Below are 20,453 nucleotides of genomic sequence, written 5' to 3'. Positions count from 1 at the left end.
GCGCCATGCCGACATTCCGCACCATCATCGCTGCTGGTCTTGCCGCGTGCGGCGCGATCCCTGCCGCCGCCGCGACGCTTTTCATGGGAAGCTATCCCGATCAGCTGCTGATCTTCGACGAAGGCAAGGCGGCCGTCACCGGCAAGCTGAAACTGGATACCGGCCTGCCGACATCCATGGTCCTGTCGGACGATGGCAAGCGCATCTATGTCAGCACCATCACCACCAGCGGGATCGAGGTGATCGATACCGCCACGCGCAGGGTGGTGAGCAAGTTCAGCCTGAACGACGGCACGACCCGTTACCGTTTCTGGGGCGGGGCGGCGGACCCGGCGGGCCGTTATTTCTACACGATGCTGACGAAATTCGAAAAGGCGGCCGACCGTTATATCGTCGGCAAGCCAAGCTGGGGGGTCATCGACCTGAAATTGCAGAAGGTGGTGCGCAGCGCCGAACTGGACAGGGAAGATGAACGGTCCGGCGGCGGGTGGCGCGCGGCGTACAAGGTGTCGCCTGACGGCAGGTTCCTTTACGCCTTCGGGGAAAAGGTGGTGATCATCGATACCGCGACGCTGAAGGTGGTGGATCGCATCGACCTGGCCAAACCCGAAGGCACGGGCCTTGAAAATGTCGGTTTCGGCGGGGCGATCGACACGATCCGCACGCCGGGCCAGTTCGTGTCGCTGTTCAATGCGTCCGACCCCTATATCCATAACAAGATGTTCGGCATCGCCCGTTTCGACCTCAACAGCCGCCAGTTCGATTTCACGCCCGTCGGCCCCGCGCCGGACAATATGGCCGGCCTGCAGATGACGCCGGACGGGAAGCAGGCCTATACCGTCGTCACCAACGGAAAGCTGGGCAACAAGCGCTGCGAATTCTGGCACATGGACATGGCGACCAGCAGCATCGTGGACAAGGCGGAGTTTCCATGCCGGTCCCGTTTCCGTTTCGGCATGTCGATGGATGGCGCGAAGCTCTATATCTACGGCGCCAGCTACGACATCGAAGTCTATGACGCAAAGACGCTGAAGCTGGAATCGACCTGGGATCTGGGCAACGACACCACCGGCGCGGGCATGGTCGCCGTGGAATGAGGCAAATGGACGCCCGGCCCGACATTAGTCGAAAAAACAAGGTTAATTTCCGCCGGGCCGTCGACACCGTCCGCCATCGGGCGCACATCGGTCGATGACAGTCATAGCCATCCGGGGAAGCGGGATAGCCACCAGGGGATGTGCGCATTTATTGGCCGGTGCGGGTCTTCGGGTCGCAATCGAAGAGCATCACCGTCCGTCCGTGCCGACGATCATGCTGAGCGACTCTGCCCTGGGTCTGATCCGCAGCATATTCGATCGGCCGGACTTATTCGCGGACCATCCGCGTGTCGCCCGGCGCATGATCGCCTGGGGCGGACCGCCGGTGATCGTGCCGCATGGCGCCGTGCTGGCGTCCGAAGATCAGGTGCTGGCCGCGCTGCCGGCGATTGGCCCGATGCCCGTCGCCGCGCCCGTCACCACGCCGGATTTTACCGCATATGCGGCGTCGCCGTTCCCTGTCGGCGACATCCGCATATTCGGTGACCGCAACGCCGTGGCCGCGAAGGTCAGGCTGCGCGATCCGGCCTGCGCGCAGGATGTACGGATAGAGGCGGTGGCCGATGGCTGGCTCTATCTGGTGCCTGCGCAAGCGGGGGAGGGTTGGCTGCTGTCCGTGGGGGGCAGGATCGATGCGCTCTTGTCGCAAAGCGCGTTGATCGCACCGGGCGTGGATGCCGTCGGCGCGGTATCCACGCCCTTTACCGCCGCGCCGCGCCTGCACCTGCCGCTTTACGGGCGTGATGACGGCGCGGGCGAATGGATCGGCTGCGGCACGGCGGCGCTGGGTTTCGATCCGATCTGCGGCGATGGCACCGCGCAGTCGGTGCGCGAAGCGATACTGGCGTCCGCCGTCATCGCCGCCATTGCCGAAGGCGGCGACCGGGCCGCCTTGCTCACCCATTATCAATCGATGCTGATCGCGGCGATGCGGCGGCACCTGCTGCTGTGCGCGCAATTTTATGCCAGCGGCGGGCAGGGGGACTGGTGGCGCGCGCAGCATGATGCGTTGATGGACGGGCATCGATGGTGCACCGCGTTGCTGGCGAAGCTGCCCGAACCGCGTTTCGTGCTGGACGGGCTGCGCCTGATCCCGCGACAGGCCGCCGCATGACCGCGCCTGTTCCCCCGCCCGTCGCCGACTGGCGCAGCTATCGGCGGCTGGCGCCGTTCATCAGGCCCTATCGCGGTGCGTTGCTGGTCGTGCTGGGGATCAGCCTGCTGTCGACGGCGCTGGGCCTTGCCCAGCCCTATCTGTCGAAACTGATGATCGATCAGGCGCTGCTGAAGCGGGACATGGGCGCGCTGGTTGAAATCGCCGCCGTCATGATCGGCGTCACCATCGCGGGCTTTGCCGTCAACATCCTTGCCAGCTACCGTTATGTCGCGCTGTCCGCCGCGATGCTGTACGATATTCGGGCCGCGTTGCTGCGTCACCTCCAGAAACTGTCGCCGCGCTTTTACGGCAGCTTCCGCCTTGGCGACCTTGTGTCCCGCATGAACAGCGACGTCAGCGACGTGCAACGCATCGCGTCCGACACGCTGTTGTCGGTGGTCAGCAATCTGCTCTTCTTCACCGGCTGCGTCGCCATGATGCTGTGGCTCGACTGGCGGCTGTTTCTGGTCAGCGTCATCCTCGTCCCCGCCAGCATCGCCACCTTTTCCCATTATCAGCGACGCCTGACCGCACTGACCCGCGACATGCGGGAACGGGGGGCGGACCTTGGCAGCCTGCTGGTCGACACGGTGATGGGGATGCGGGTCGTCGCATCGCTGCGCGCGGGAGAACATGAAATCGCGCGCTTCAAGGCAAAGAACGACGCCTTTATCGGCGCAATGCTGAAAATGCAGGTGGTGTCCTTCATGACCGGCGCGCTGCCCGGTACGTTGATGACGGCGGCGACGTCGGCGGTGATCCTCTATGGCGGCTGGCGCATCATCGAAGGCGGCATGAGCATCGGGACGCTGGTCGCCTTCATGACCTATCATATGCGGTTGCTGTCGCCGATCCAGACATTGATGGGGCTGACGTCGGGGCTGGCTTCGGCGCGGGTGTCGCTGGGCCGCATTTTTGAACTGTTCGATACGCGGCCCGACGTGGTGGAGCGCGCGGACGCAGCGCCGTTGACCGGCGCCGGGGAATTGCGGTTCGACCGGGTGGCGATGCGTTACGACCGTCATGCGGTGCTGAACGAAATCGACCTGACGATACCGGCGGGCAGCCTGTGCGCCATCCTTGGCCCCAGCGGCGCGGGTAAATCGACCATGGCCGACCTGATGGTCCGCTATCTCGATCCCGACAGCGGCCGCATCCTGATCAACGGGCGCGACCTGCGCGACTGTCGGCTGGACGATCTGCGGCGCGAAATCATTCTGGTCGATCAGGCGCCCTATCTGTTCAACGACACAATCGCCGCCAATATCGGCTTCGCCCTGCCGGACATGACGCGCGCCGCGATGGAAGCCGCCGCCCATGCGGCCGGGCTGGACACCTTCATCGGTAGATTACCCGATGGTTATGAAACGCACGCGGGCGAACGGGGTGCGGCCTTGTCGGCGGGGGAGCGGCAACGGATCGTGCTGGCCCGCGCCCTGTTGCGACGGCCCGGCATCCTGATCCTGGACGAACCGACGTCCGCGCTGGACAGCGATACCGAACAACTGGTCGCCGGTCGCCTGCGCGCCGCCCTGCCGGACGCGACCATCATCGTCATCACCCACAAGCCTGCACTGGCCGACATGGCGGATCATGTCATCCGGCTGGACAATGGCCGGGCAACTATGACTGCGCAGGGGCGGATGATCGATGCCTGACCCTGTCCGGATCGCCATCATCGACAGCGGGGTGCATCCCGGTCACCCGCATATCGACGCCGCGCGGCTGTTACCAGGATATGCGGTGGCGAGGGACGGAGCGATCAGCGAAGGAGACAGTATCGACGCGATGGGTCATGGCACCGCCGTCGCCGCCGCCATTCAGGATCAGGCGCCCACAGCCCTATGCCTGCCGATCCGTGTTTTCCATGACGGGTTGCGCACCACCGCGCGCGCGCTGGCGACGGCGATCGACCGGGCCGTCGCGGCGCAGGTGGATATGATCAACCTCAGCCTTGGCACCACCAATCCGGCGCATCGCGATCTGTTCGCGGCGGCGGCGGAGCGTGCATTGTCGGCGGGCATTCTGATCGTCGCGGCTTATGAAACGGATGGTGCGCTTTGTTATCCCGGCGCGCAGCCGCAGGTTCTGGGCGTGTCGCTGGACTGGGATTGCCCGCGCGATGGCCATGCGATGCGGGACGGCCGATATGCGGCGTCCGGCCATCCCCGGCCGATCCCCGGCGTGCCGCAGCGCAGGAACCTCTATGGTGTCTCTTTCGCCGTCGCAAACATGACCGGTATCGTGGCGCGGGGCGGACAGGCGCAGATCGCACATTATCGCGATCCGCTCATGTCCGCTTGTGCGCCCGCAAAGCCATGACGGCTGTTACCGAACCGGCGTCCATGTCTGCGTCTTGCAGAAGAAGGCGATGCATCCCTGCACCTTCAACGTGCCGTTGGCGTTGCGGCTGACCTTCGACGTGTAGCTTTTGCCGCTTTCCGGGTCGTAGATCGTGCCCTTCCACAATTCGCCGTCATCCTCGAACCCGGACAGGAGAGCGAGGCCGACAAGCGGTTTGGAACGCAGCGCCGGATCGGGATTTTTGATGTCGGTCTGGGGACGTCCAGGGGTCGGCTTCACGATCTTTTCGATTTTGCCGCACAGATGTTTGCCGCATGGCGCGATCTGAACGATCGCCTTGCCATCCACCGTGGCCCAGCGGCCGGTGACCGGCTGTGCGGCCTGCGCAGGCGACAGGGCGATGACGAGCGTGCCGATCGCGGCGGCGGCGATAAGGGTCGGTTTCATGCGATCCACTCCTTTTGTTTGGCGATCAGATAATCATGATGAAGCCCGCCCGCCACCGCCTTTTTTGGCGGGGCGGGCGGCTTTTTCGGGCGACGCTACGGCAGCGCCGACCCGCTCTCCTATCTTTTTAGAAGGCCTGGCTGATCGAACAGGCCGCCGGACCCAGAATGACGACGAACAGCGTCGGCAGGATGAACAGGATCAACGGCACGGTCATGATGGCGGGCAGACGCGCGGCCTTTTCTTCGGCGCGCATCATGCGTTCATGGCGAAACTCCGCCGACAGCACGCGCAGCGCCGAAGCGAGCGGCGTGCCATATTTTTCGGTCTGGATCATGGTGGTGACCACGCCCTTCACCGCGTCCAGCTTTACGCGGCTCGCCAGATTTTCGAACGCCATGCGCCGTTCGGTCAGGAAGCTGAGTTCGATGGCGGTCAGCTGAAATTCGTCCCCCAGTTCGGGATAGGCCTTGCCCAGTTCGCGCGCCACCCGGTTGAAGGCGGCGTCGACGGTCAGGCCCGCTTCGGCGCAGATGACCAGCAGGTCGAGCGCATCGGGCAGCCCCTTGCGGATGGCGGCCGACCGTTTCGCAACCTTGTTGTCGATGAAGATGTCGGGCGCCTTGTAGGACAGGAGCAGCGCGCCGGCGAAGACGAAGAAGCGCTTCACCGGACCCCATTCGGGTTCGATGCCCACGCCGTAGAGCAGGATGGCGGCGGTGCCGCCGATCAGGATCGGCAGGACCATGCGGCCAAAGATGATGGCGACGGCCCAGTCCTTCGACCGGATACCCGCCTGCGCCAGACGGATCTGCGCATCCTTCAGCTGGTCGTCCTGCAACACCTTCAGGCTGGACAGGAAAGACCGCATCTGATCGGTCGTCTGGTTCTTCTTGACCAGCTTGGCGCGGCGTTTGGCGGTGGATGCGGTGATGCCCGCCTTCAACTGTTCGCGCCGGTCGTTCAGCGCCTTGACGCGCTTTGCCATGGGATCGCGCACGGTCATCACCGCGTAGAGCGCGAACAGCACGGCCAGCGTCGCCAGCGCGGCCAGCAGCGTGCCGAAATCGGTCGCGGTCAGGCCGAACAGCGTACCGGCGGGGGTAGGGGCGTCCATATCGTCTTTCTCCCTCCCTGCCTTAAATCTCGAAATTGACCATCTGGGCCATGATGAAGGCGCCGATCGCCATCCAGCATGCGCCGCCGATGCCCACGACCTGCATCGTGCCCAGCCCGAAAATCCCTTCCGGATCGGGCGTGAAGAACGGGCTCATATAGTTGAAGTTGATGTAGCAGATGAGGCCAAACACCAGGAACGGCAGCACGCCGATGATATAGGCGGACGCCTTTGATTCCGACGACATGGCGCGGATCTTCAGCTTCATCTGCGCGCGCTGACGCAGCACGGTGGCAAGGTTGGACAGGGTTTCGGCCAGATTGCCGCCCGTTTCGCGCTGGATCGCCAGCGTGATGACGAAGAACTGAAATTCCGGCGTGCCCAGACGGTCGGCGGTTTCCTGAAGCGCCTGCTCCATGGTGCGGCCGATCTTGATGCGTTCGGTGATCAGCTTGAATTCTTCGCCCACCGGCCCCGGAATTTCCGCGGACACGACGCCCAGCGTTTCGGTGATGGGCAGGCCCGATCGCAGACCGCGGGTCAGCAGTTCCAGCGCATCGGGGAATTTCGCGGTGAATTGCGCGACACGCTTGCCGATCAGGCGCCCCACCCACCAGTGGGGCAGGCCCAGCCCGGCGGCGAGGCCGAACATCAGCGCGAACAGGAACGGAAATCCGCGCAGCATCAACAGCGCGGCGATCACCAGGAACATGATGGCGCAGGTCGTCATATATTGATTGAGCGTCCACTTCCTGCCGGTCATCCGCAACCTTTTGGTCAGGTTTTCCGGATTGGGGATCAGCGACACCAGCATCTTGGCTTCGGTGCCGGGCGTCCGATTGGAAATGGCGCGACGCATCCGCGCTTCCAGCAATGCTTCGGCGGATTCGCTGTGACGGCCACGGATCATCGCGACGCGGCGATTGCGCGCCTTGTCCGGGGATGGACCGGCAAAGGCGATGACGACCAGCCCCAGCATGGTCGCGATCAGCACCGTAATCAGGATGAAATTGCCGTCCATCTTGTCGCCCGTATCGTGGAAAGACATCGCCGCCCCTGTCGGGCGGCGACGCGATCAATTGTCCAGCGTCGCCTTGTCCTTGCGCCGGGAAGGAAGCATCGATTTGAGGTCACCGATCTTGCCCAGCAGGGAATCGCCCTTCTTGGGCGCAGGCTTGGACGCTGCAAAACCGTCCGCGTCCACCGCGCCCAGCACCTGATCCAGCATTTCGGTGCAGGCTGCGCCGACCTTGCTGCCCTTGGCCGTTTCGGCCAGCGTCTTGCCGAGTTTTGCCGCCTGCGACGCGATGCGCAGGTCGAACGGGATGACCACGTCGACCTTGCGTTCGATCGACTGTTCGAAATCCTTGCGGCTGATTTCCGGCGCGCCGGGATGAACCCGGTTGCCGATCACGATCACGCGGGCCTGCGGCGCATTGCTCTTGATCCAGGAAAGGATGCGGATGCTGTCGCGCGCGGACGCCAGCGTCAGTTCCGTCACCACCAGCACGACGTTCACATCGCCCATCAGATGGGGATGCTGGATCAGCATGTTGCGCGGCAGGTCGATGATGCTGCATTCGAAGGCCAGCCGGAATTCTTCCAGCAACTGATAGAAGGCGCCGCCATCGGTCATCATGGGCTGGCTGATCGGCGCTTCGGCCGACAGGATGGCCAGCGTGTCGCTGGCTCGCACCATGGCGCGTTCGATGAACAGGCCGTCGATGCGGCTGGGATTTTCGATCGCGTCGGTCAGGCCGCGGCCCGGTTCAAGATCCATCGCCAGCGCATTGGTGCCGAAATGGACGTCGAGGTCGAGCAGCGCCGTGGGGCGCTTCTTCTTGTCCGACAGGAGCCAGGCAAGCGATGTCGCGATGCTGGAAGCACCCACGCCGCCGCGCGTGCCGATGACGGCCATGGTGCTGTGCGGCCGTTCGGGTGCAGCGTCGCGCGGGGCCATGAACACGGCCTGCGCCTGCGCCAGTGCGTCGCGCAGCTGATCCGCGCCAAAGGGTTTCAGCAGATAATCCTGAATACCGCTGGCAATCAGATCGCGATACAGGCGCACGTCGTTGACCTGACCTGCGGCGATCACCACCGTGCCGGGTTCGCACACTTCGGCCAGACTGTTGATGTCGTTCAGCGGATCGCCGCTTTCGGACATGTCGACGAACAGGATTTGCGGGGATGCGGTGATCGACAGGCTCTGCACCGCATTGCGCATGCCGCCCTTGTTCACCTTTTCCGGCGCCCAGCCCAGTTCGGCGGCCACGGCGCGCAGCATGTCGAAACTGTGATCGTCGCAGACGAAGGCGTGGAACGGATCGCGGTGGCCGCCCATGCCCGGTTTCCAGGGTGCGTTCATCTTATCGGTTCCCCCCACCTGCGGTGATTTCCTTCAGATCGCCAGCCCCGGTCAGCGGCTTTTCGCGATAGGTGGAAATGGCGCGGTTCGACGTTGCGGTGCGCAGGTCGCTGTCATCACCCTGACCACGGACGAGGTCTTCGGGATTGGCGACCATGGCGGCCAGATTGCTGTTCACGCCGCAACCGAAATTGGACGAAGCGGCGAGGTTTCCGCCGGTTTCCTGATTGGCGGTCCAGTTGGGGCAGCCCGGCACGCTGGCGACCGATCGGCGCACGATCAGGCGCATGGTGCCTGCGGGTGCATCCCCGGCCTGCGCCGAACTGTCTTCGGATACCAGCAGGCCATGGCGCGCCACCACGTCGGCGACATCGTCGCGCAGCGCGGGGCTGTAATAGCCATTATTGGTCACGACCGCAATATTGTCGCCATAGCCAAGGCCGATGGTGACGAACCAGTCGTTCAGGCGAATGGCTTCGTTGGGCGTCAGGCCACCGCCCGATCCGGCCTGCACATCGAATATGTAGGACGTCTGGCTGACGACGGGCTGATGGACCGAATCGACGCTGCGATTGGCCTTTGGCAGGGCATGGGCGGCCATCGGCATGGCGATGGCGGCGATGAGTGCGATGGTCTTGATCGACAGAGGGGTGGGCATATCTTGGTCCTTCCGTCAGAAGCTGAAGCCGGGGGCGACGGCGCTGGATTTATCCGACCGGCGCGGCGATGCGGCCGACGCCTGCGGGCTGGGGACGACCGGGGTCGATCCGGGCGCGCGCTGGGGCTTGTGCCCCTGTTTGCCGCTGACGCCATCGGTGCCCTGTTGCAGCAACAGGCCCTGTGCTTCGGTCGCGTTGCGGAAGCCATCCGTGGGCAGGCGCACGTCCGACGCGTTCATCGGACGCACCAGATATGGCGTCACGACGATCACCAGTTCGGTTTCCGCGCGCTGGAACTGGCGCGATTTGAACAGGCTGCCAAGGATGGGAATGTCGCCAAGGCCCGGCACCTTGTTGACCGTATTGCTCGTGTCGTTGTTCAGCAGGCCCGCGATCATGAACGCCTGTCCCGAACCCAGTTCGACCGTGGTTTCCGCCGTCCGGCTGCGCAGCGCAGGCACATCGGAATTGACCGTGAAGTCGAGGCTGGACACGGTCGGGCGGACGCGCAGCGAAATGCGACCGTCGGACAGGACCGTGGGCGTGAAGGCCAGCTGCACGCCATATTGCTTGAACTGGATGCTGTTGCCCGACGCCGGACCGTTATTGACGGTATAGGGATATTCGCCGCCCGCCAGGAAGCTGGCGGTTTCGCCCGACAGCGCCGTCAGGTTGGGCTGCGCCAGCGTGGTGGACAGGCCGCTCGATTCGGCGAGGTCCAGCACGCCTGCGACGTCCATGCCCAGCAAACGGGCGACGCCGCCGATGCTGTAGCTGCCATCGGTCGGATTGGTGAAGGACCACCAGCCGTTTTCACGGTCATAATCCACGAAATTGCGGGTTCCACCGCCGACGCTGCCGAGGACTTTGCCACCGCTGCGGTCGACGCTCGAAAAATTGGTGCCGATCTTGTGGCCCAGATCCTTGCTGACTTCGGCGAACTTGACCTGCAACATCACCTGAAGCGGGGTCGCCATGCGCAGGCGGCTGACCACGGTCGTTTCCTTGCCCACGAAAGCCTGCGTCAGCCGTTCGGCTTCCGCCGCGTCTTCGGGCGCCTTGATCGTGCCGGTCAGCAGGACCATGCCGTTCATCTTGTTCACCGCGATCTGCGCGTCGGGCATCGCCAGACGCAGCATGTCATCGATGCTGGTCAGGTTGTTGCCCACCCGCACCGTGCCGGAAAACAGCACCTTGCCGTTCGCCGCGGTGGCGAACACGGTGGTTTCGCCGGGCTTCTTGGCGATCAGGTACAGCTGATTCTGCGAGCGGACATGGACGTCGACGATTTCGGGATTGCCGATGACGACGTCGGACATCTTGGCGCCCAGATTGACCACCCGGCTGCCGCCTGCCGACATCAGGATCGCATTGTCCTGCATATCGGATGGGGCAGCGTTGAGCGCCGTGGCCGGTGCCGCGATAGCCGCGACGGCCAGCCCCAGCGCAACCGCCGGAGCGGCAAGGCGCCTGGTGCGGTTATGCAGCGTCTTCATCTTACTTCCCCCCGACCGGAACTTCGGTCACTTCGGTGCCGCGGGCCACGCGGATCGTCGGTCCCTTGAACGCGACGGTGCCCACCGGCGCGCCATTCGGCGCCATCGCCGGCGACACCATATCCGCCTTTGCAGGCACGGAACTGCGCTGGTAACGCGACACGTCCGCACCGGTCGAATAGGTGGAGCCACGGTCGACCGGGCGGGCGGCCAGTTTGGCGATGATCGCTTTTTCAGCGTTCGGATTGGCGTTGCCGGGCAGGTCGACGTCGGTGCCCGCAATCGCGGCGTCCAGATCGGACGCATTGTCGGCGATGGATCGCAGCGACATGGAAAGCGATCCGATGGTCTGCGACACGGCGATCTTTTCGGCGATCTTGGGCGTCACTTCCAGCGTCACGTTGGAAAAGGTGCGTACTTCGGGCTTACCATCGGCGCCCATGGCGTCCATGCGCTGATCGGTGGCCAGCACGCGCAGGTTGCGCAGGATGGTTTCGGATACCTTGAGCGGATCGCCGTCGCCGCCGCCCGCAACGCTCTGCGTCAGGACGAGGTCGATGCGGTCGCCGGGAAAGACGAAGCCCGCGACGGAGCTTTGTGCCGATACCGGAACGGTCACGGCGCGCATGCCGGGGCCAAGGGCGGCGGCCAGGAAGCCGCGATCGCCGGGCTTGACGACGGCGCCCTGCGTCACGGGCTGACCCGCGGTGATGGCGGTGCGCACGACGCTGCCCGCCAGCTTTGCGGGATCATATTGACCGCGCAGATAATAGGCCTGTTCGATCAGATCCTTGGGCCAGGGCTGAAAACGGAAGCTTTCCGCATCCAGGATGGTGCCGACCGGCAGGGCCTTCGTCGCGACCAGCACATGGGGCTGATCGGCTTCGACCGGCATGTTGGCGGCGTTGACCTGCGGCGATCCGGACGAACTCAACATGCTGCGCGCAAGCAAGGCTGTAGTGACCGCTATGATTAGCGCCCCCACCAGCAGCACGATCTTCTTAGCATCCATGACGAAATTCGCCTCCCTCAAATGGGCACACCGCACCCAGCGCCCCACTCATCACGCAAAATGGTTAAAATATCGTTCGCCAAGCAGCCAAAGGGCCGCGAGTGAAATGGCGACCCCATAGGGGACTTCGGGTTGCCCCGCTTTTCTGGTCATCCGATGGTGGATAACGGTGGCGATGGTGACCACGCCGCCCAGGATCGCCATCAGCACCAGCAGCGCCAGCATGACCTGCCACGGGAACCACAGCGCCAGCGCGCCCAGCAGTTTGACGTCGCCGCCGCCCATCATGCCGATCGCGAACAGACCGGCGAACAGCGCAAAGACGACCGCGCCCACCAGCAGCTGCACCGCGACGCCGGGCCACAGCTCCACGCCGCTGGCGATCCACCATAGTGGCGCCAGTCCCGCGACCGTCAGGTTCAGCCGGTTGGAAATGATGCGCGACCGCAAATCCGTGATCGTCGCCACAATCAGCAGCGCGCACAGAAGGCCCATCAGCACCAGTCGGAAAAATTCCCCCGTCATGGGGCTTAGGCCCTAGACCATATGGCTTACCAAATGCTTTACCATGGGTCAGATGGATTCACCCGACTTCCCTGTTGCCGCCTTTGACCGGCGCGCCTGGCCCATGGGCGGGCGGCTGGATTACTGGCATGCGCCCGATGGCTGGCCGATCCGCCGCTATCGTCTGGGGTCGGGCGCCCGTGGTCGCATGCTGGTGCTGGGCGGCCGGGGCGACATGATCGAAAAATATCTGGAGGTCATCCACCACTGGGCGATGCGCGGATGGGCCGTCACCAGTTTCGACTGGCGGGGGCAGGGTGGTTCGGGCCGCCTGACCGCCGATCCGCTATGTGGCCATATCGGCGATTTTGCGGACTGGATCGCGGACCTGAATGCGCTGGCGGCGGACTGGCGCGCGGATGGCGACGGCCCGACCGCGATGGTGGCGCACAGCATGGGCGGCCATATGCTGGTGCGCGCGCTGGCCGAAGGGATGCCGCCGCCCGATGCGGTCGCGATGACCGCGCCGATGCTGGGCGTGCACAGCGCGCCGTTCCCGCGCTGGCTGGCGGTCGCCATCGCCCGCTATATGCTGTGGAGCGGGCGCGGCGAACAGATGGCCTGGACCCAAAAGGAAGGGTCGGAACGGCAGTGCAGGATGCGGCAGAAACGGCTGACGCATGATCCGGATCGCTATGCCGACGAAATCTGGTGGCGCGACCATAGCCGGGACATTGCGCTGGGGCCGCCCAGCTGGAACTGGGTGGTGCAGGCGCTGCAATCGACGCGGGCGATGGCGCAGGGGGACGCCGTCACCCGGATCGCCGTGCCGATGCTGATACTGGCGGCCAGCACCGACAAGCTGGTGTCCACACCCGCGATCCGGGCGATCGCGGCGCGCATTGCAGGCGCGCGCCTGCATGTCTATGGGCGGGAAGCCGCGCATGAAATCTTGCGGGAGCTGGACCCGGTCCGGATCGACGCACTGGCGCGGATCGACGCTTTTCTGGATGAGAATGCCCGTTGACCCATGCTGACATCGTTATCGTGGGCGGCGGCATGGCGGGCGCCAGTCTGGGCGCGCAACTGGCGGGGCAGGCTCGCATCCTGATATTGGAGATGGAGGATCAGCCGGGATACCATGCCACCGGCCGGTCGGTCGCCTTTTGGGAAGAAACCTATGGCGGCCCTGTCGTCCAGCCGCTGACCACCGCATCCGGCCCGATGCTGGCCGATCCCGACCCCGATTTTCACGACGGCAGTTTCCTGTCCCCGCGCCGCACGCTGCATATCGGCCGGGCGGGGGATGAGGCGCGCCGCGACGCGTTGCTGGCGCAATTTGCGGGCAAGGTGGAGCTGCGCCCCGTCGATCCCGCGACGTTGGTGCCGGGGCTGCGCCCCGAATGGACGCTGGGCATATTGGAGGATAGCTGCCGCGACATCGATGTCGGCGCGCTGCATCAGGCCTGTCTGCGCCAGTTCCGCCAAAGGGGGGGCGAGGTGCTGTTGGCGACGGCATTGATCGCCGCGCGTCCGGATGGGGATGGCTGGCGCATCGAAACCAGCCATGGCGCGGTGCATTGCGGCCTGATGATCAACGCCGCCGGGGCGTGGGCGGACGATGTTGCGCGCCGGTGCGGCGTCGCGCCGGTGGGGATCGCGCCATTGCGCCGCACCGTTGTCCAGTTGCGGGTGCCGTCCATGCCATCGCCCGATCTGCCATTGGTAATGGACCTTTCGGGACGTTTCTATTTCAAGCCGGAGGGGCAGGGGCGGCTGTGGCTGACCCCGCATGATGAGGAGCCGTCGCCCCCCTGCGATGCCGCGCCGGAAGAAATGGCGGTGGCGCAGGCGATCGCCCGGTTTCAGGAAACGGTGGACTGGCCGATCGAAGCGGTCGAACGCAAATGGGCGGGGCTGCGCAGTTTCGCGCCTGACCGCGCGCCGGTTTACGGGTTCGAACCGGGGATGCCGGGATTTTTCTGGTATGCGGGGCAGGGCGGTTTTGGCATCCAGACCGCACCGGCCGCCGCCCTGCTGGCCGCGGCGCTGATCCGGGGCGAAGCGCCGCCCGCCGCCGTTGCTGGCATCGACACGGCTGTCTATTCCCCGGCGCGGTTCCGCTGAACCGACGATCAAGACTGGCGTTTCAGGCGCGCATGGCGCGGCGGCTGGCCAGCCCCATCATGGCAAAGCCAGCGAGCGATGCGGCGATATTGGCCATGGCCGCGCCCTTCGTACTGTACAGCGGCAATAGCGCCGATTGCAGGCCCAGCAGCAGCAGCGTCGTCACGAAGGTGATGCGCAGCGACAGCCCGGCCCGGTCGGTCGCCATCAGCAGCGGGCGGTAGCTGACGCCGATCAGGTCGATGCATGCCGCCACGCCCAGCATCAGCAGCAACGGATAGGCGGGCAGGAATTCCCGCCCGGCGATCAGCCCCAGCAGCGGATGGCCGATGGTGACGATCAGCACGATGATGACCCCGCCCGCAGCCAGCGCCAGCCTGTTGGTGCGCTGGAACAGGGCGCCCAGCGCGTCCCGGCCGTGGCTGCTGGTGCGCGACAGTTCGACGAAGATGCTGCGCGACAGCAGGCTGGAAATCTTGGTCAGCGAATTGGCGAGCTGATTGGCGAGGCGATAGAGACCCGCGCCGGTCGGCCCGACAAAGGCGCCCACGATCAGCACCGCGACCTGCTGCCCGATGGAGGACAGGCTGGTTTGCAGGTTGGTGGCGGTCAGGAAGCCGACGATGCCGGGATTTTCCCGTCGCGCGTCCAGCGCGCGCCCCGCGCGCCAGCTGCCGATGCGTCCGCGCCCGACCCTGAACGCCAGCCACCAGTAGCTGGCGGCGCACAGCAGTTCGGCAAAGGCCCATGCGATCAGGAAGCCGGTCATGTCGGGCCGTATCGCCAGCACCAGCCCCGCGCCGATCATGCGGCCGACGGGGATCATGGTTTCGGCGACGGCGGCCGAATCGAACCGGTCGAACAGGCGCAATATGCCCGTGGGGCTGGACCGGATGGTGATCATCATCACCATGCAGAACAGCCACACCTGCCATCCCATGCCCGGCCCGATGCCCAGCATGTCGCCCATCAGCAGGATGATCGCCGCGGCGATCAGCCCGCCCGCAACGGCGGAGCCAAGGTCGATCAGGATGCAGAAGCGCAGGACGCGGTTCAGCGCGTCGCCGCCCGCCGCCTTGTCATCCCGCGCCAGATGCGGCTGGCCGTAACGCACGACGATCTGCCAGCTGTCGAAACTGACCAGCGCCTTGATGACGTTGGCCGCGCTCAGCACCAGCGCGAAACGGCCGAAATCTTCGACCCCCAGCGTGCGCGTGACGATGGCCAGATAGGCCAGGCTCAATATCGCGCCCACGCCCTTTCCGCCCAGCAGCCAGCCGGTATTGGCCAGGATTCGCGCGAATCCATCCCCCGCCGCGCCTGATCCGCGCTTCAGCATCACGTCCCCTGTTGGCCTTTCCACAAACAAAGCCGGTCCTTCGGCGCGGGCCTATCTAGGCATTGTGACCGCTTGTTTGAAGTCGCCTTTTTTTCGGCCAATTTGCGTTTTACAGGGACGGCCATGACGATCAGCAAAGCCATCATCCTATCCGCCGGGCAAGGCTCGCGCCTTTTGCCGCTGACCCGCGACGTGCCCAAATGCATGATCGATTTCAACGGGCGCACGCTCATCAGCTGGCAGATCGCGGCGCTGGTCGCCAATGGCGTGACCGACATCGTCGTCGTCACCGGTTTCCGCACCGAACGGGTGGAGGACCATGCGCTGCAACTTTATCGCGACACCGGCGCGCGCATCCGCACCGTGTTCAACCCCTTTTTCCAGGTTGCCGACAATCTTGGCACATGCTGGATCGTGCGGGAGGAAATGGACCGCGACTTCATCATCCTGAACGGCGACACCATCGTGTCGGACGAGATCGTCGGTCGCCTTGTGAACGGGGCGCAGGACGCGATCACCGTGACCGTCGACGTCAAGCCGGACGGCGAATATGACGATGATGACATGAAGGTGAACCGGGATGCGACCGGCCGCCTGCATGCCATCGGCAAGCGCCTGTTGCCGCCCGACACCAATGCCGAATCGATCGGCATGCTGGCCTTCACCGGAGAAGGTCCGGCGATTTTCCGCAACCAGATCGACCAGATGATGCGGACGCCCGAAGGGGTAGAGCGCTGGTACCTGCGGGCCATCGACATCATCGCCAAGGGCAATCGCGTGGGCACCGTGTCCATCGAGGGGCTGGAATGGCAGGAAGTCGATTTTCCGCAGGACGTGGAAGCGGCCAAGGCGCTGACCGCGAAATGGACCGAAGAAGGCCGCTACGCCCGATAGGATGTCGCGGGTTGAGAGCGGCTTTCGATCTGATTGGATCAGATCGCCGCTCCAAGTTCTTTGTTTGCCGCGATTTCTTAATCAGCGATCAATCCCGATCGCTTGGAAATCGCTCTAACTTCGCACATTTCCCGCTGAATCGGACATGAAATGTCCGGTTCGGGATTTATTGTTGCGCGGCGGTGGCCAGTATAGCAGATGGGCGGGGTGTAGGAGAGAGGCTGCTCTCATCCGTCCTGCCTGTTGGGAATAGGCAGTATCCGGGTCGTCTGGCGCGTCATGGCCTGAGGCCCCGGCCTGTGCCCCAAGGCTACGGCAGAGGAGGGATGGCTCAGGCCGGGAAATGGCTCTTGAGCCAATCCCGCAAACTGTCCACTTCGCTGTTCAGCTTGATGGCCGAACCGAGGTCGGGTTGCCCCGGCCAGCCTGTATCCGCGATCGTCAGGCCCGTGGCGCTGCGTTCCCCGTCATAGCGGGGGATGACGTGGAAATGCACATGCGGGTCGACCATCATCAGCATCAGATAGTTGATCTTCGCATAGTTCACCGCCTTGCGAAGCGCAGCTTCCATGGTTGCGGTCACGATCTTGAGTTCGGCATGCGCCTCGCCCGGCAGGTCGCCAAAGGCGGTCGCATCGCTTTTCGCCGCGAGCACCAGCGATCCCAGCGTCGGCTGGGCCGGGCGCAGCAGCACGACCCAATGATCGAACGTCGCGATCAGCGTTGCGGGCCAGCCGAATTTTTCGATGGTGGCGTTCATGCGCCCTGAACCTGCGCCCCGGCCTCCGCCTCATCCATCCAGCTGACGATGGGGCGGCCCGAACGGCTGACGGCATAGGCCTGAGCCAGTCGCACGGCATGGACGACGAGCGAGATGATCGTCCACCATGCCAGCGCGATGAGGCCGATGTCGGGCCGCCCGGCGATCAGCGCGACCAGCAGGATCACCATGTTGGGATTGCGCCGCGCGGTGATGAGGCGGAACTGGCTGTCGAAGGGGCGCCAGACATGGATGTCCATCTTGAAGTCTTTCAGGAACATCCCTTCGATCAGGCGCTGAACGATATAGCCCGCGATGACGGCCGTCATGATGAAGGTGAAGGTGGCGCCCGACAGCGGCAGGCCCCAATAGACAAGGCCGGTGCCCCAGAAATACCACCAGAAGGGCGGGTGGACCAGATCGACGCCATGGTCGATCACATTGCCCCATTTGGACGATGTGATGGTGCAGCGGGCCAGTTTCCCGTCGACCGTGTCCAGCACCATGAAGATGAAGCCGCACAGGAATCCGGTCCAGAACATGCCCTGCGCGAACATCCATGTCGCGATCAGGCACAGGGTGACGCCGATGACCGACACCATGTTGGGCGTCATCTTCAGCTGCGCGGCGATGCGGGTAAGGACCAGCGCCAATTGCGGCCACAGATATTTGGTCAGGATGTCGGTCACGCCCTTATAGGCGCCGAAATAGCTGCGCCGTTCGATCTCGCGCCTAGACGAAGGTTCCAGCACGCGGACCATGGGCTGTTCCAGCTTGCGCAATTGCCGGTTGTAGAGCCTGCGCCCGTCCGACAGATCGATCACATGGGGCGCGCGCATCGGGTCGATGCCCTGCGCCACCTGACCCACGATCGGCGTCTCGCCCCAGCTGAACAGCGTGCCCGGCGTTTCCAGCGCCAGCCGCAGCAGCAGCGGGTCGAATGCGTAAAGGAGGTTGAAGACCAGTTCATGCCCGTCCGCCAGCGTGCTGCCATTTTTGGCCGCGCTTTCCGCCATGCGGCGATTGCGTTCGGCGTTGGACATGCCCCAGATCGGCGTTGCGTTGTCGCCGATCATGCGGACAGGGCCAAGGGTGGTGGAAATCGTCTGGCTCATCGGTGGGCCTTCGCAAAATTCAGGATAAGGTCGGCCTGACGCCGGGACGCGGGGATCGGGGACAGGTCGATGGATTGCTGCATCGCCGCCTTTTGCGCAGCAACATAGGATGGTTGCAAGTCGTTCGCCTGCGCAAGTGCGGCGGGCAGGGCGTCGGCCCGGTCGATGACCTGACCCAATCGCCAGTGCGCGAATGCGTCGCCGGTCCCGTCCACATGGTCGAGGTTCAGGAAGATGCAGGGGCGCTGTTCGATCAGAAATTCATAGACCTGGCTCGACACGTCGCCCAGATAGGCGTCGGCGCTGACGGTGTAGCTCATATCGATCGAATGGCGGCTGCCCATGTCGATTCGGATATGGGGAGCGGCGCTGGTGATCGGCGGCACCTTGCGCGCCAGCTTCGTATGCGGCGCGACGATGACGTTCCAGCCGGTCAGCGATTCCAGCGCGGCCATCACCGCCGGGCCATGATTGATCCATGACGACAGGGCCGGATCGAAATGCGGGTTATAGAGCAGCACCGGCTTGTCGTCGGCAAAGAAGCGCTGACGATCGGCCCTGAGTTCGAATTTGGCATAGCCGCCGATGGCGACGGCATCGGGCGCGCACAGGCCGCGCGTGATCATGCGGCACCGGTCCTTTTCCCCCGCCACCAACGTCAGGTCGAAATCGGCATGGCGTTTCTTGTACCCGCCCTCCCGGTCGCCCGCGCCATGTTTGATCAGGATCAGGCGCGACCGGAAACCGGGCAGGCGGCGCAGCCAGGCGCTGCTGATTTCAGTGGTCACCAATATCGGAAATTCGGCGATGGTCCGGTGGTTCAGCAACAGCGTCACCAGCCGCGAGGGTTGCCGGAACAGCGAGTCGGGCATGGGCAGGGCGCAGCGCAGGCGAACGAAGTTCAGCCGCGCGTCGGGATCGTAGCTGCGCACCAGCGCCAGTATCTGGTCCGACGGCGACAATATGCTGACCCGCACATCGGGACGCCGCGACAGTTCCAGCGCGGCGGGCAGCCAGTGATAGAGCTGCTGCGCTTCGGCAATGGCAAGAAAGGCGATGTCGACCGGCAAATCCATATTCCCCACAGATTCCGATGCTCTAACGATGCTGGCGGCGCAAGCAAGCCGGGTGCGTCGATCCGTCCCGGTTTTTGCAATCGATTTGCAACAAGGGCTTAAGGGCATAAACCTAGGTCTAGGTGCTGGACCTTTGCGTAATTTTCGCTATGCGGACCCCCAACAGACAGACATCGACGAAAAGGCTGGATCAGCGATGGCCGAATTTGCTTTGCCCAAGAACAGCAAGATCAACGGCAAGGGTGTAACCCACCCCGCACCCGCAGGCGCGACGAACGTCCGCAATTTCAAGGTATATCGCTACGATCCGGACTCGGGCGAAAATCCGCGTTACGACACCTATGAAATCGACCTCGACAATTGCGGGCCGATGGTTCTGGACGCGTTGCTGAAGATCAAGAATGAATATGATCCGACGCTGACGTTCCGCCGGTCGTGTCGCGAAGGGATCTGCGGTTCCTGTTCGATGAACATGAACGGCCGCAATGGTCTGGCCTGCACCACCGCCATCGACGAATGCGCGGGCAAGGAAGTGCGCATCACGCCGTTGCCGCACATGGACGTCATCAAGGATCTGGTGCCCGACTTCACGCATTTCTATGCGCAGTACAACAGCATCAAGCCCTGGCTGCAAACCGTCAGCCCCGCGCCCAGCGGCAAGGAACGACTCCAGTCGCCCGCCGACCGCGAGAAGCTGGACGGCCTGTACGAATGCATCCTTTGCGCCTGCTGTTCGACCAGCTGCCCCAGCTATTGGTGGAACAGCGACAAGTTCCTTGGCCCGGCGATCCTGCTTCAGGCCTATCGCTGGCTGGCGGATAGTCGTGACGAACATACCGGCGAGCGTCTGGACGAACTGGAAGATCCGTTCACTCTCTACCGTTGCCACACCATCATGAACTGCGCGAATGTTTGCCCCAAGGGCCTTAGCCCCGCAAAGGCGATCGCCGAAACCAAGAAGATGATGGTCGAACGGCAGCTGTAA

The 20,453-nt window shown here is 64.1% G+C and carries 20 protein-coding genes; 8 read left to right on the top strand and 12 right to left on the bottom strand.

The genetic code is table 11. The features are described from left to right. Nucleotides 1-5: 5 nt before the first annotated feature. The 4 genes from ACOJSJ_RS03420 (at nucleotide 6) to ACOJSJ_RS03405 (ending at nucleotide 4,575) form a co-directional block, all read left to right on the top strand. The gene (locus ACOJSJ_RS03420) at nucleotides 6-1,097 is read left to right on the top strand and encodes a YncE family protein (RefSeq protein WP_420143581.1); all 1,092 of its coding nucleotides are present in this window, start codon (nucleotides 6-8) and stop codon (nucleotides 1,095-1,097) included. Between the two features lie 151 nt (nucleotides 1,098-1,248). Further along, a complete protein-coding gene (locus tag ACOJSJ_RS03415) occupies nucleotides 1,249-2,211 on the top strand; it encodes a hypothetical protein (RefSeq protein ID WP_420143580.1) in 963 nt (320 codons plus the stop codon). Beyond that, a complete protein-coding gene (locus ACOJSJ_RS03410; protein WP_420143579.1) occupies nucleotides 2,208-3,911 on the top strand; it encodes an ABC transporter ATP-binding protein in 1,704 nt (567 codons plus the stop codon). The genes ACOJSJ_RS03415 and ACOJSJ_RS03410 overlap by 4 nt, the downstream gene beginning before the upstream one ends. Next, nucleotides 3,904-4,575, top strand: a complete 672-nt coding sequence (locus tag ACOJSJ_RS03405; RefSeq protein WP_420143578.1) for a S8 family serine peptidase — start codon at nucleotides 3,904-3,906, stop codon at nucleotides 4,573-4,575. The genes ACOJSJ_RS03410 and ACOJSJ_RS03405 overlap by 8 nt, the downstream gene beginning before the upstream one ends. A gap of 6 nt (nucleotides 4,576-4,581) precedes the next feature. On the opposite strand, the gene ACOJSJ_RS03400 is transcribed toward ACOJSJ_RS03405, so the two are convergent. The 8 genes from ACOJSJ_RS03400 to ACOJSJ_RS03365 all read right to left on the bottom strand — a co-directional run bounded on the left by ACOJSJ_RS03400 (nucleotide 4,582) and on the right by ACOJSJ_RS03365 (nucleotide 12,178). Further along, a complete protein-coding gene (locus ACOJSJ_RS03400; RefSeq protein ID WP_420143577.1) occupies nucleotides 4,582-5,004 on the bottom strand; it encodes a DUF2147 domain-containing protein in 423 nt (140 codons plus the stop codon). A gap of 127 nt (nucleotides 5,005-5,131) precedes the next feature. Continuing rightward, entirely contained in the window at nucleotides 5,132-6,121 is a 990-nt protein-coding gene (locus tag ACOJSJ_RS03395; RefSeq protein WP_420143576.1) for a type II secretion system F family protein, read from the bottom strand. A gap of 22 nt (nucleotides 6,122-6,143) precedes the next feature. Further along, entirely contained in the window at nucleotides 6,144-7,142 is a 999-nt protein-coding gene (locus tag ACOJSJ_RS03390) for a type II secretion system F family protein (protein ID WP_420143618.1), read from the bottom strand. A gap of 54 nt (nucleotides 7,143-7,196) precedes the next feature. Continuing rightward, on the bottom strand, nucleotides 7,197-8,486 hold the full coding sequence (locus ACOJSJ_RS03385) for a pilus assembly protein CpaE (RefSeq protein WP_420143617.1): 1,290 nt from the start codon (nucleotides 8,484-8,486) through the stop codon (nucleotides 7,197-7,199). A 1-nt stretch (nucleotide 8,487) separates the two neighbouring features. Beyond that, complete coding sequence (locus ACOJSJ_RS03380; RefSeq protein WP_420143575.1) at nucleotides 8,488-9,144, bottom strand: CpaD family pilus assembly protein; 657 nt, start codon at nucleotides 9,142-9,144, stop codon at nucleotides 8,488-8,490. Between the two features lie 15 nt (nucleotides 9,145-9,159). Beyond that, nucleotides 9,160-10,641: a type II and III secretion system protein family protein gene (locus ACOJSJ_RS03375; protein WP_420143574.1), complete on the bottom strand. Its 1,482-nt coding sequence runs from the start codon at nucleotides 10,639-10,641 to the stop codon at nucleotides 9,160-9,162. A gap of 1 nt (nucleotide 10,642) precedes the next feature. Next, nucleotides 10,643-11,653 carry a Flp pilus assembly protein CpaB gene (cpaB, locus tag ACOJSJ_RS03370; protein ID WP_420143573.1) on the bottom strand — a complete coding sequence of 337 codons (1,011 nt, stop codon included), beginning with the start codon at nucleotides 11,651-11,653 and terminating at the stop codon, nucleotides 10,643-10,645. A 51-nt stretch (nucleotides 11,654-11,704) separates the two neighbouring features. Beyond that, complete coding sequence (locus ACOJSJ_RS03365) at nucleotides 11,705-12,178, bottom strand: A24 family peptidase (RefSeq protein ID WP_420143572.1); 474 nt, start codon at nucleotides 12,176-12,178, stop codon at nucleotides 11,705-11,707. 43 nt (nucleotides 12,179-12,221) lie between these two features. Between ACOJSJ_RS03365 and ACOJSJ_RS03360 the strand changes: the two genes are divergently transcribed. Both ACOJSJ_RS03360 and ACOJSJ_RS03355 read left to right on the top strand, forming a co-directional pair. Next, nucleotides 12,222-13,184 carry an alpha/beta hydrolase gene (locus ACOJSJ_RS03360; protein WP_420143571.1) on the top strand — a complete coding sequence of 321 codons (963 nt, stop codon included), beginning with the start codon at nucleotides 12,222-12,224 and terminating at the stop codon, nucleotides 13,182-13,184. Next, on the top strand, nucleotides 13,181-14,284 hold the full coding sequence (locus ACOJSJ_RS03355) for an NAD(P)/FAD-dependent oxidoreductase (RefSeq protein ID WP_420143570.1): 1,104 nt from the start codon (nucleotides 13,181-13,183) through the stop codon (nucleotides 14,282-14,284). Before ACOJSJ_RS03360 ends, ACOJSJ_RS03355 begins: the two co-directional genes overlap by 4 nt. Before the next feature lie 22 nt (nucleotides 14,285-14,306). Here the strand turns inward: ACOJSJ_RS03355 and ACOJSJ_RS03350 are convergent, their stop codons facing one another. Then, nucleotides 14,307-15,626, bottom strand: a complete 1,320-nt coding sequence (locus ACOJSJ_RS03350) for a lipopolysaccharide biosynthesis protein (protein ID WP_420143569.1) — start codon at nucleotides 15,624-15,626, stop codon at nucleotides 14,307-14,309. 120 nt (nucleotides 15,627-15,746) lie between these two features. Here ACOJSJ_RS03350 and ACOJSJ_RS03345 point away from each other — a divergent pair, with 120 nt between their 5' ends. Next, nucleotides 15,747-16,517 carry a sugar phosphate nucleotidyltransferase gene (locus ACOJSJ_RS03345; protein WP_420143568.1) on the top strand — a complete coding sequence of 257 codons (771 nt, stop codon included), beginning with the start codon at nucleotides 15,747-15,749 and terminating at the stop codon, nucleotides 16,515-16,517. A 331-nt stretch (nucleotides 16,518-16,848) separates the two neighbouring features. Here ACOJSJ_RS03345 and ACOJSJ_RS03340 read toward each other — a convergent pair whose 3' ends face one another. Genes ACOJSJ_RS03340 through ACOJSJ_RS03330 form a run of 3 tightly spaced genes read right to left on the bottom strand, consistent with a single transcriptional unit; the run spans nucleotide 16,849 to nucleotide 19,462 of the window. Continuing rightward, entirely contained in the window at nucleotides 16,849-17,277 is a 429-nt protein-coding gene (locus ACOJSJ_RS03340) for an HIT family protein (protein WP_420143567.1), read from the bottom strand. Next, nucleotides 17,274-18,392 (bottom strand): CDP-alcohol phosphatidyltransferase family protein, encoded by a 1,119-nt coding sequence (locus ACOJSJ_RS03335; RefSeq protein ID WP_420143566.1) that lies wholly within the window; start codon nucleotides 18,390-18,392, stop codon nucleotides 17,274-17,276. Before ACOJSJ_RS03335 ends, ACOJSJ_RS03340 begins: the two co-directional genes overlap by 4 nt. Continuing rightward, a complete protein-coding gene (locus tag ACOJSJ_RS03330) occupies nucleotides 18,389-19,462 on the bottom strand; it encodes a glycosyl transferase (RefSeq protein ID WP_420143616.1) in 1,074 nt (357 codons plus the stop codon). The genes ACOJSJ_RS03335 and ACOJSJ_RS03330 overlap by 4 nt, the downstream gene beginning before the upstream one ends. A 202-nt stretch (nucleotides 19,463-19,664) precedes the next feature. On the opposite strand from ACOJSJ_RS03330, the gene ACOJSJ_RS03325 reads away from it, so the two are divergent. After that, complete coding sequence (locus tag ACOJSJ_RS03325) at nucleotides 19,665-20,453, top strand: succinate dehydrogenase iron-sulfur subunit (RefSeq protein WP_420143565.1); 789 nt, start codon at nucleotides 19,665-19,667, stop codon at nucleotides 20,451-20,453.

Origin of the sequence: Sphingobium sp. (assembly GCF_048594625.1) — a bacterium.
Taxonomy (GTDB): Bacteria; Pseudomonadota; Alphaproteobacteria; order Sphingomonadales; family Sphingomonadaceae; genus Sphingobium.
Note: the sequence above shows the minus strand (reverse complement) of the source record. Positions and strands in the feature narration are given on the sequence as shown.

Coding starts and splice junctions, on each gene's coding strand:
- ACOJSJ_RS03420 (WP_420143581.1), top strand. CDS start 6: ATGCCGACATTCCGCACCATCATCGCTGCTGGTCTTGCCGCGTGCGGC.
- ACOJSJ_RS03410 (WP_420143579.1), top strand. CDS start 2,208: ATGACCGCGCCTGTTCCCCCGCCCGTCGCCGACTGGCGCAGCTATCGG.
- ACOJSJ_RS03405 (WP_420143578.1), top strand. CDS start 3,904: ATGCCTGACCCTGTCCGGATCGCCATCATCGACAGCGGGGTGCATCCC.
- ACOJSJ_RS03400 (WP_420143577.1), bottom strand. CDS start 5,004: ATGAAACCGACCCTTATCGCCGCCGCCGCGATCGGCACGCTCGTCATC.
- ACOJSJ_RS03395 (WP_420143576.1), bottom strand. CDS start 6,121: ATGGACGCCCCTACCCCCGCCGGTACGCTGTTCGGCCTGACCGCGACC.
- ACOJSJ_RS03390 (WP_420143618.1), bottom strand. CDS start 7,142: ATGGACGGCAATTTCATCCTGATTACGGTGCTGATCGCGACCATGCTG.
- ACOJSJ_RS03385 (WP_420143617.1), bottom strand. CDS start 8,486: ATGAACGCACCCTGGAAACCGGGCATGGGCGGCCACCGCGATCCGTTC.
- ACOJSJ_RS03380 (WP_420143575.1), bottom strand. CDS start 9,144: ATGCCCACCCCTCTGTCGATCAAGACCATCGCACTCATCGCCGCCATC.
- ACOJSJ_RS03375 (WP_420143574.1), bottom strand. CDS start 10,641: ATGAAGACGCTGCATAACCGCACCAGGCGCCTTGCCGCTCCGGCGGTT.
- cpaB (WP_420143573.1), bottom strand. CDS start 11,653: ATGGATGCTAAGAAGATCGTGCTGCTGGTGGGGGCGCTAATCATAGCG.
- ACOJSJ_RS03365 (WP_420143572.1), bottom strand. CDS start 12,178: ATGACGGGGGAATTTTTCCGACTGGTGCTGATGGGCCTTCTGTGCGCG.
- ACOJSJ_RS03360 (WP_420143571.1), top strand. CDS start 12,222: ATGGGTCAGATGGATTCACCCGACTTCCCTGTTGCCGCCTTTGACCGG.
- ACOJSJ_RS03345 (WP_420143568.1), top strand. CDS start 15,747: ATGACGATCAGCAAAGCCATCATCCTATCCGCCGGGCAAGGCTCGCGC.
- ACOJSJ_RS03340 (WP_420143567.1), bottom strand. CDS start 17,277: ATGAACGCCACCATCGAAAAATTCGGCTGGCCCGCAACGCTGATCGCG.
- ACOJSJ_RS03335 (WP_420143566.1), bottom strand. CDS start 18,392: ATGAGCCAGACGATTTCCACCACCCTTGGCCCTGTCCGCATGATCGGC.
- ACOJSJ_RS03325 (WP_420143565.1), top strand. CDS start 19,665: ATGGCCGAATTTGCTTTGCCCAAGAACAGCAAGATCAACGGCAAGGGT.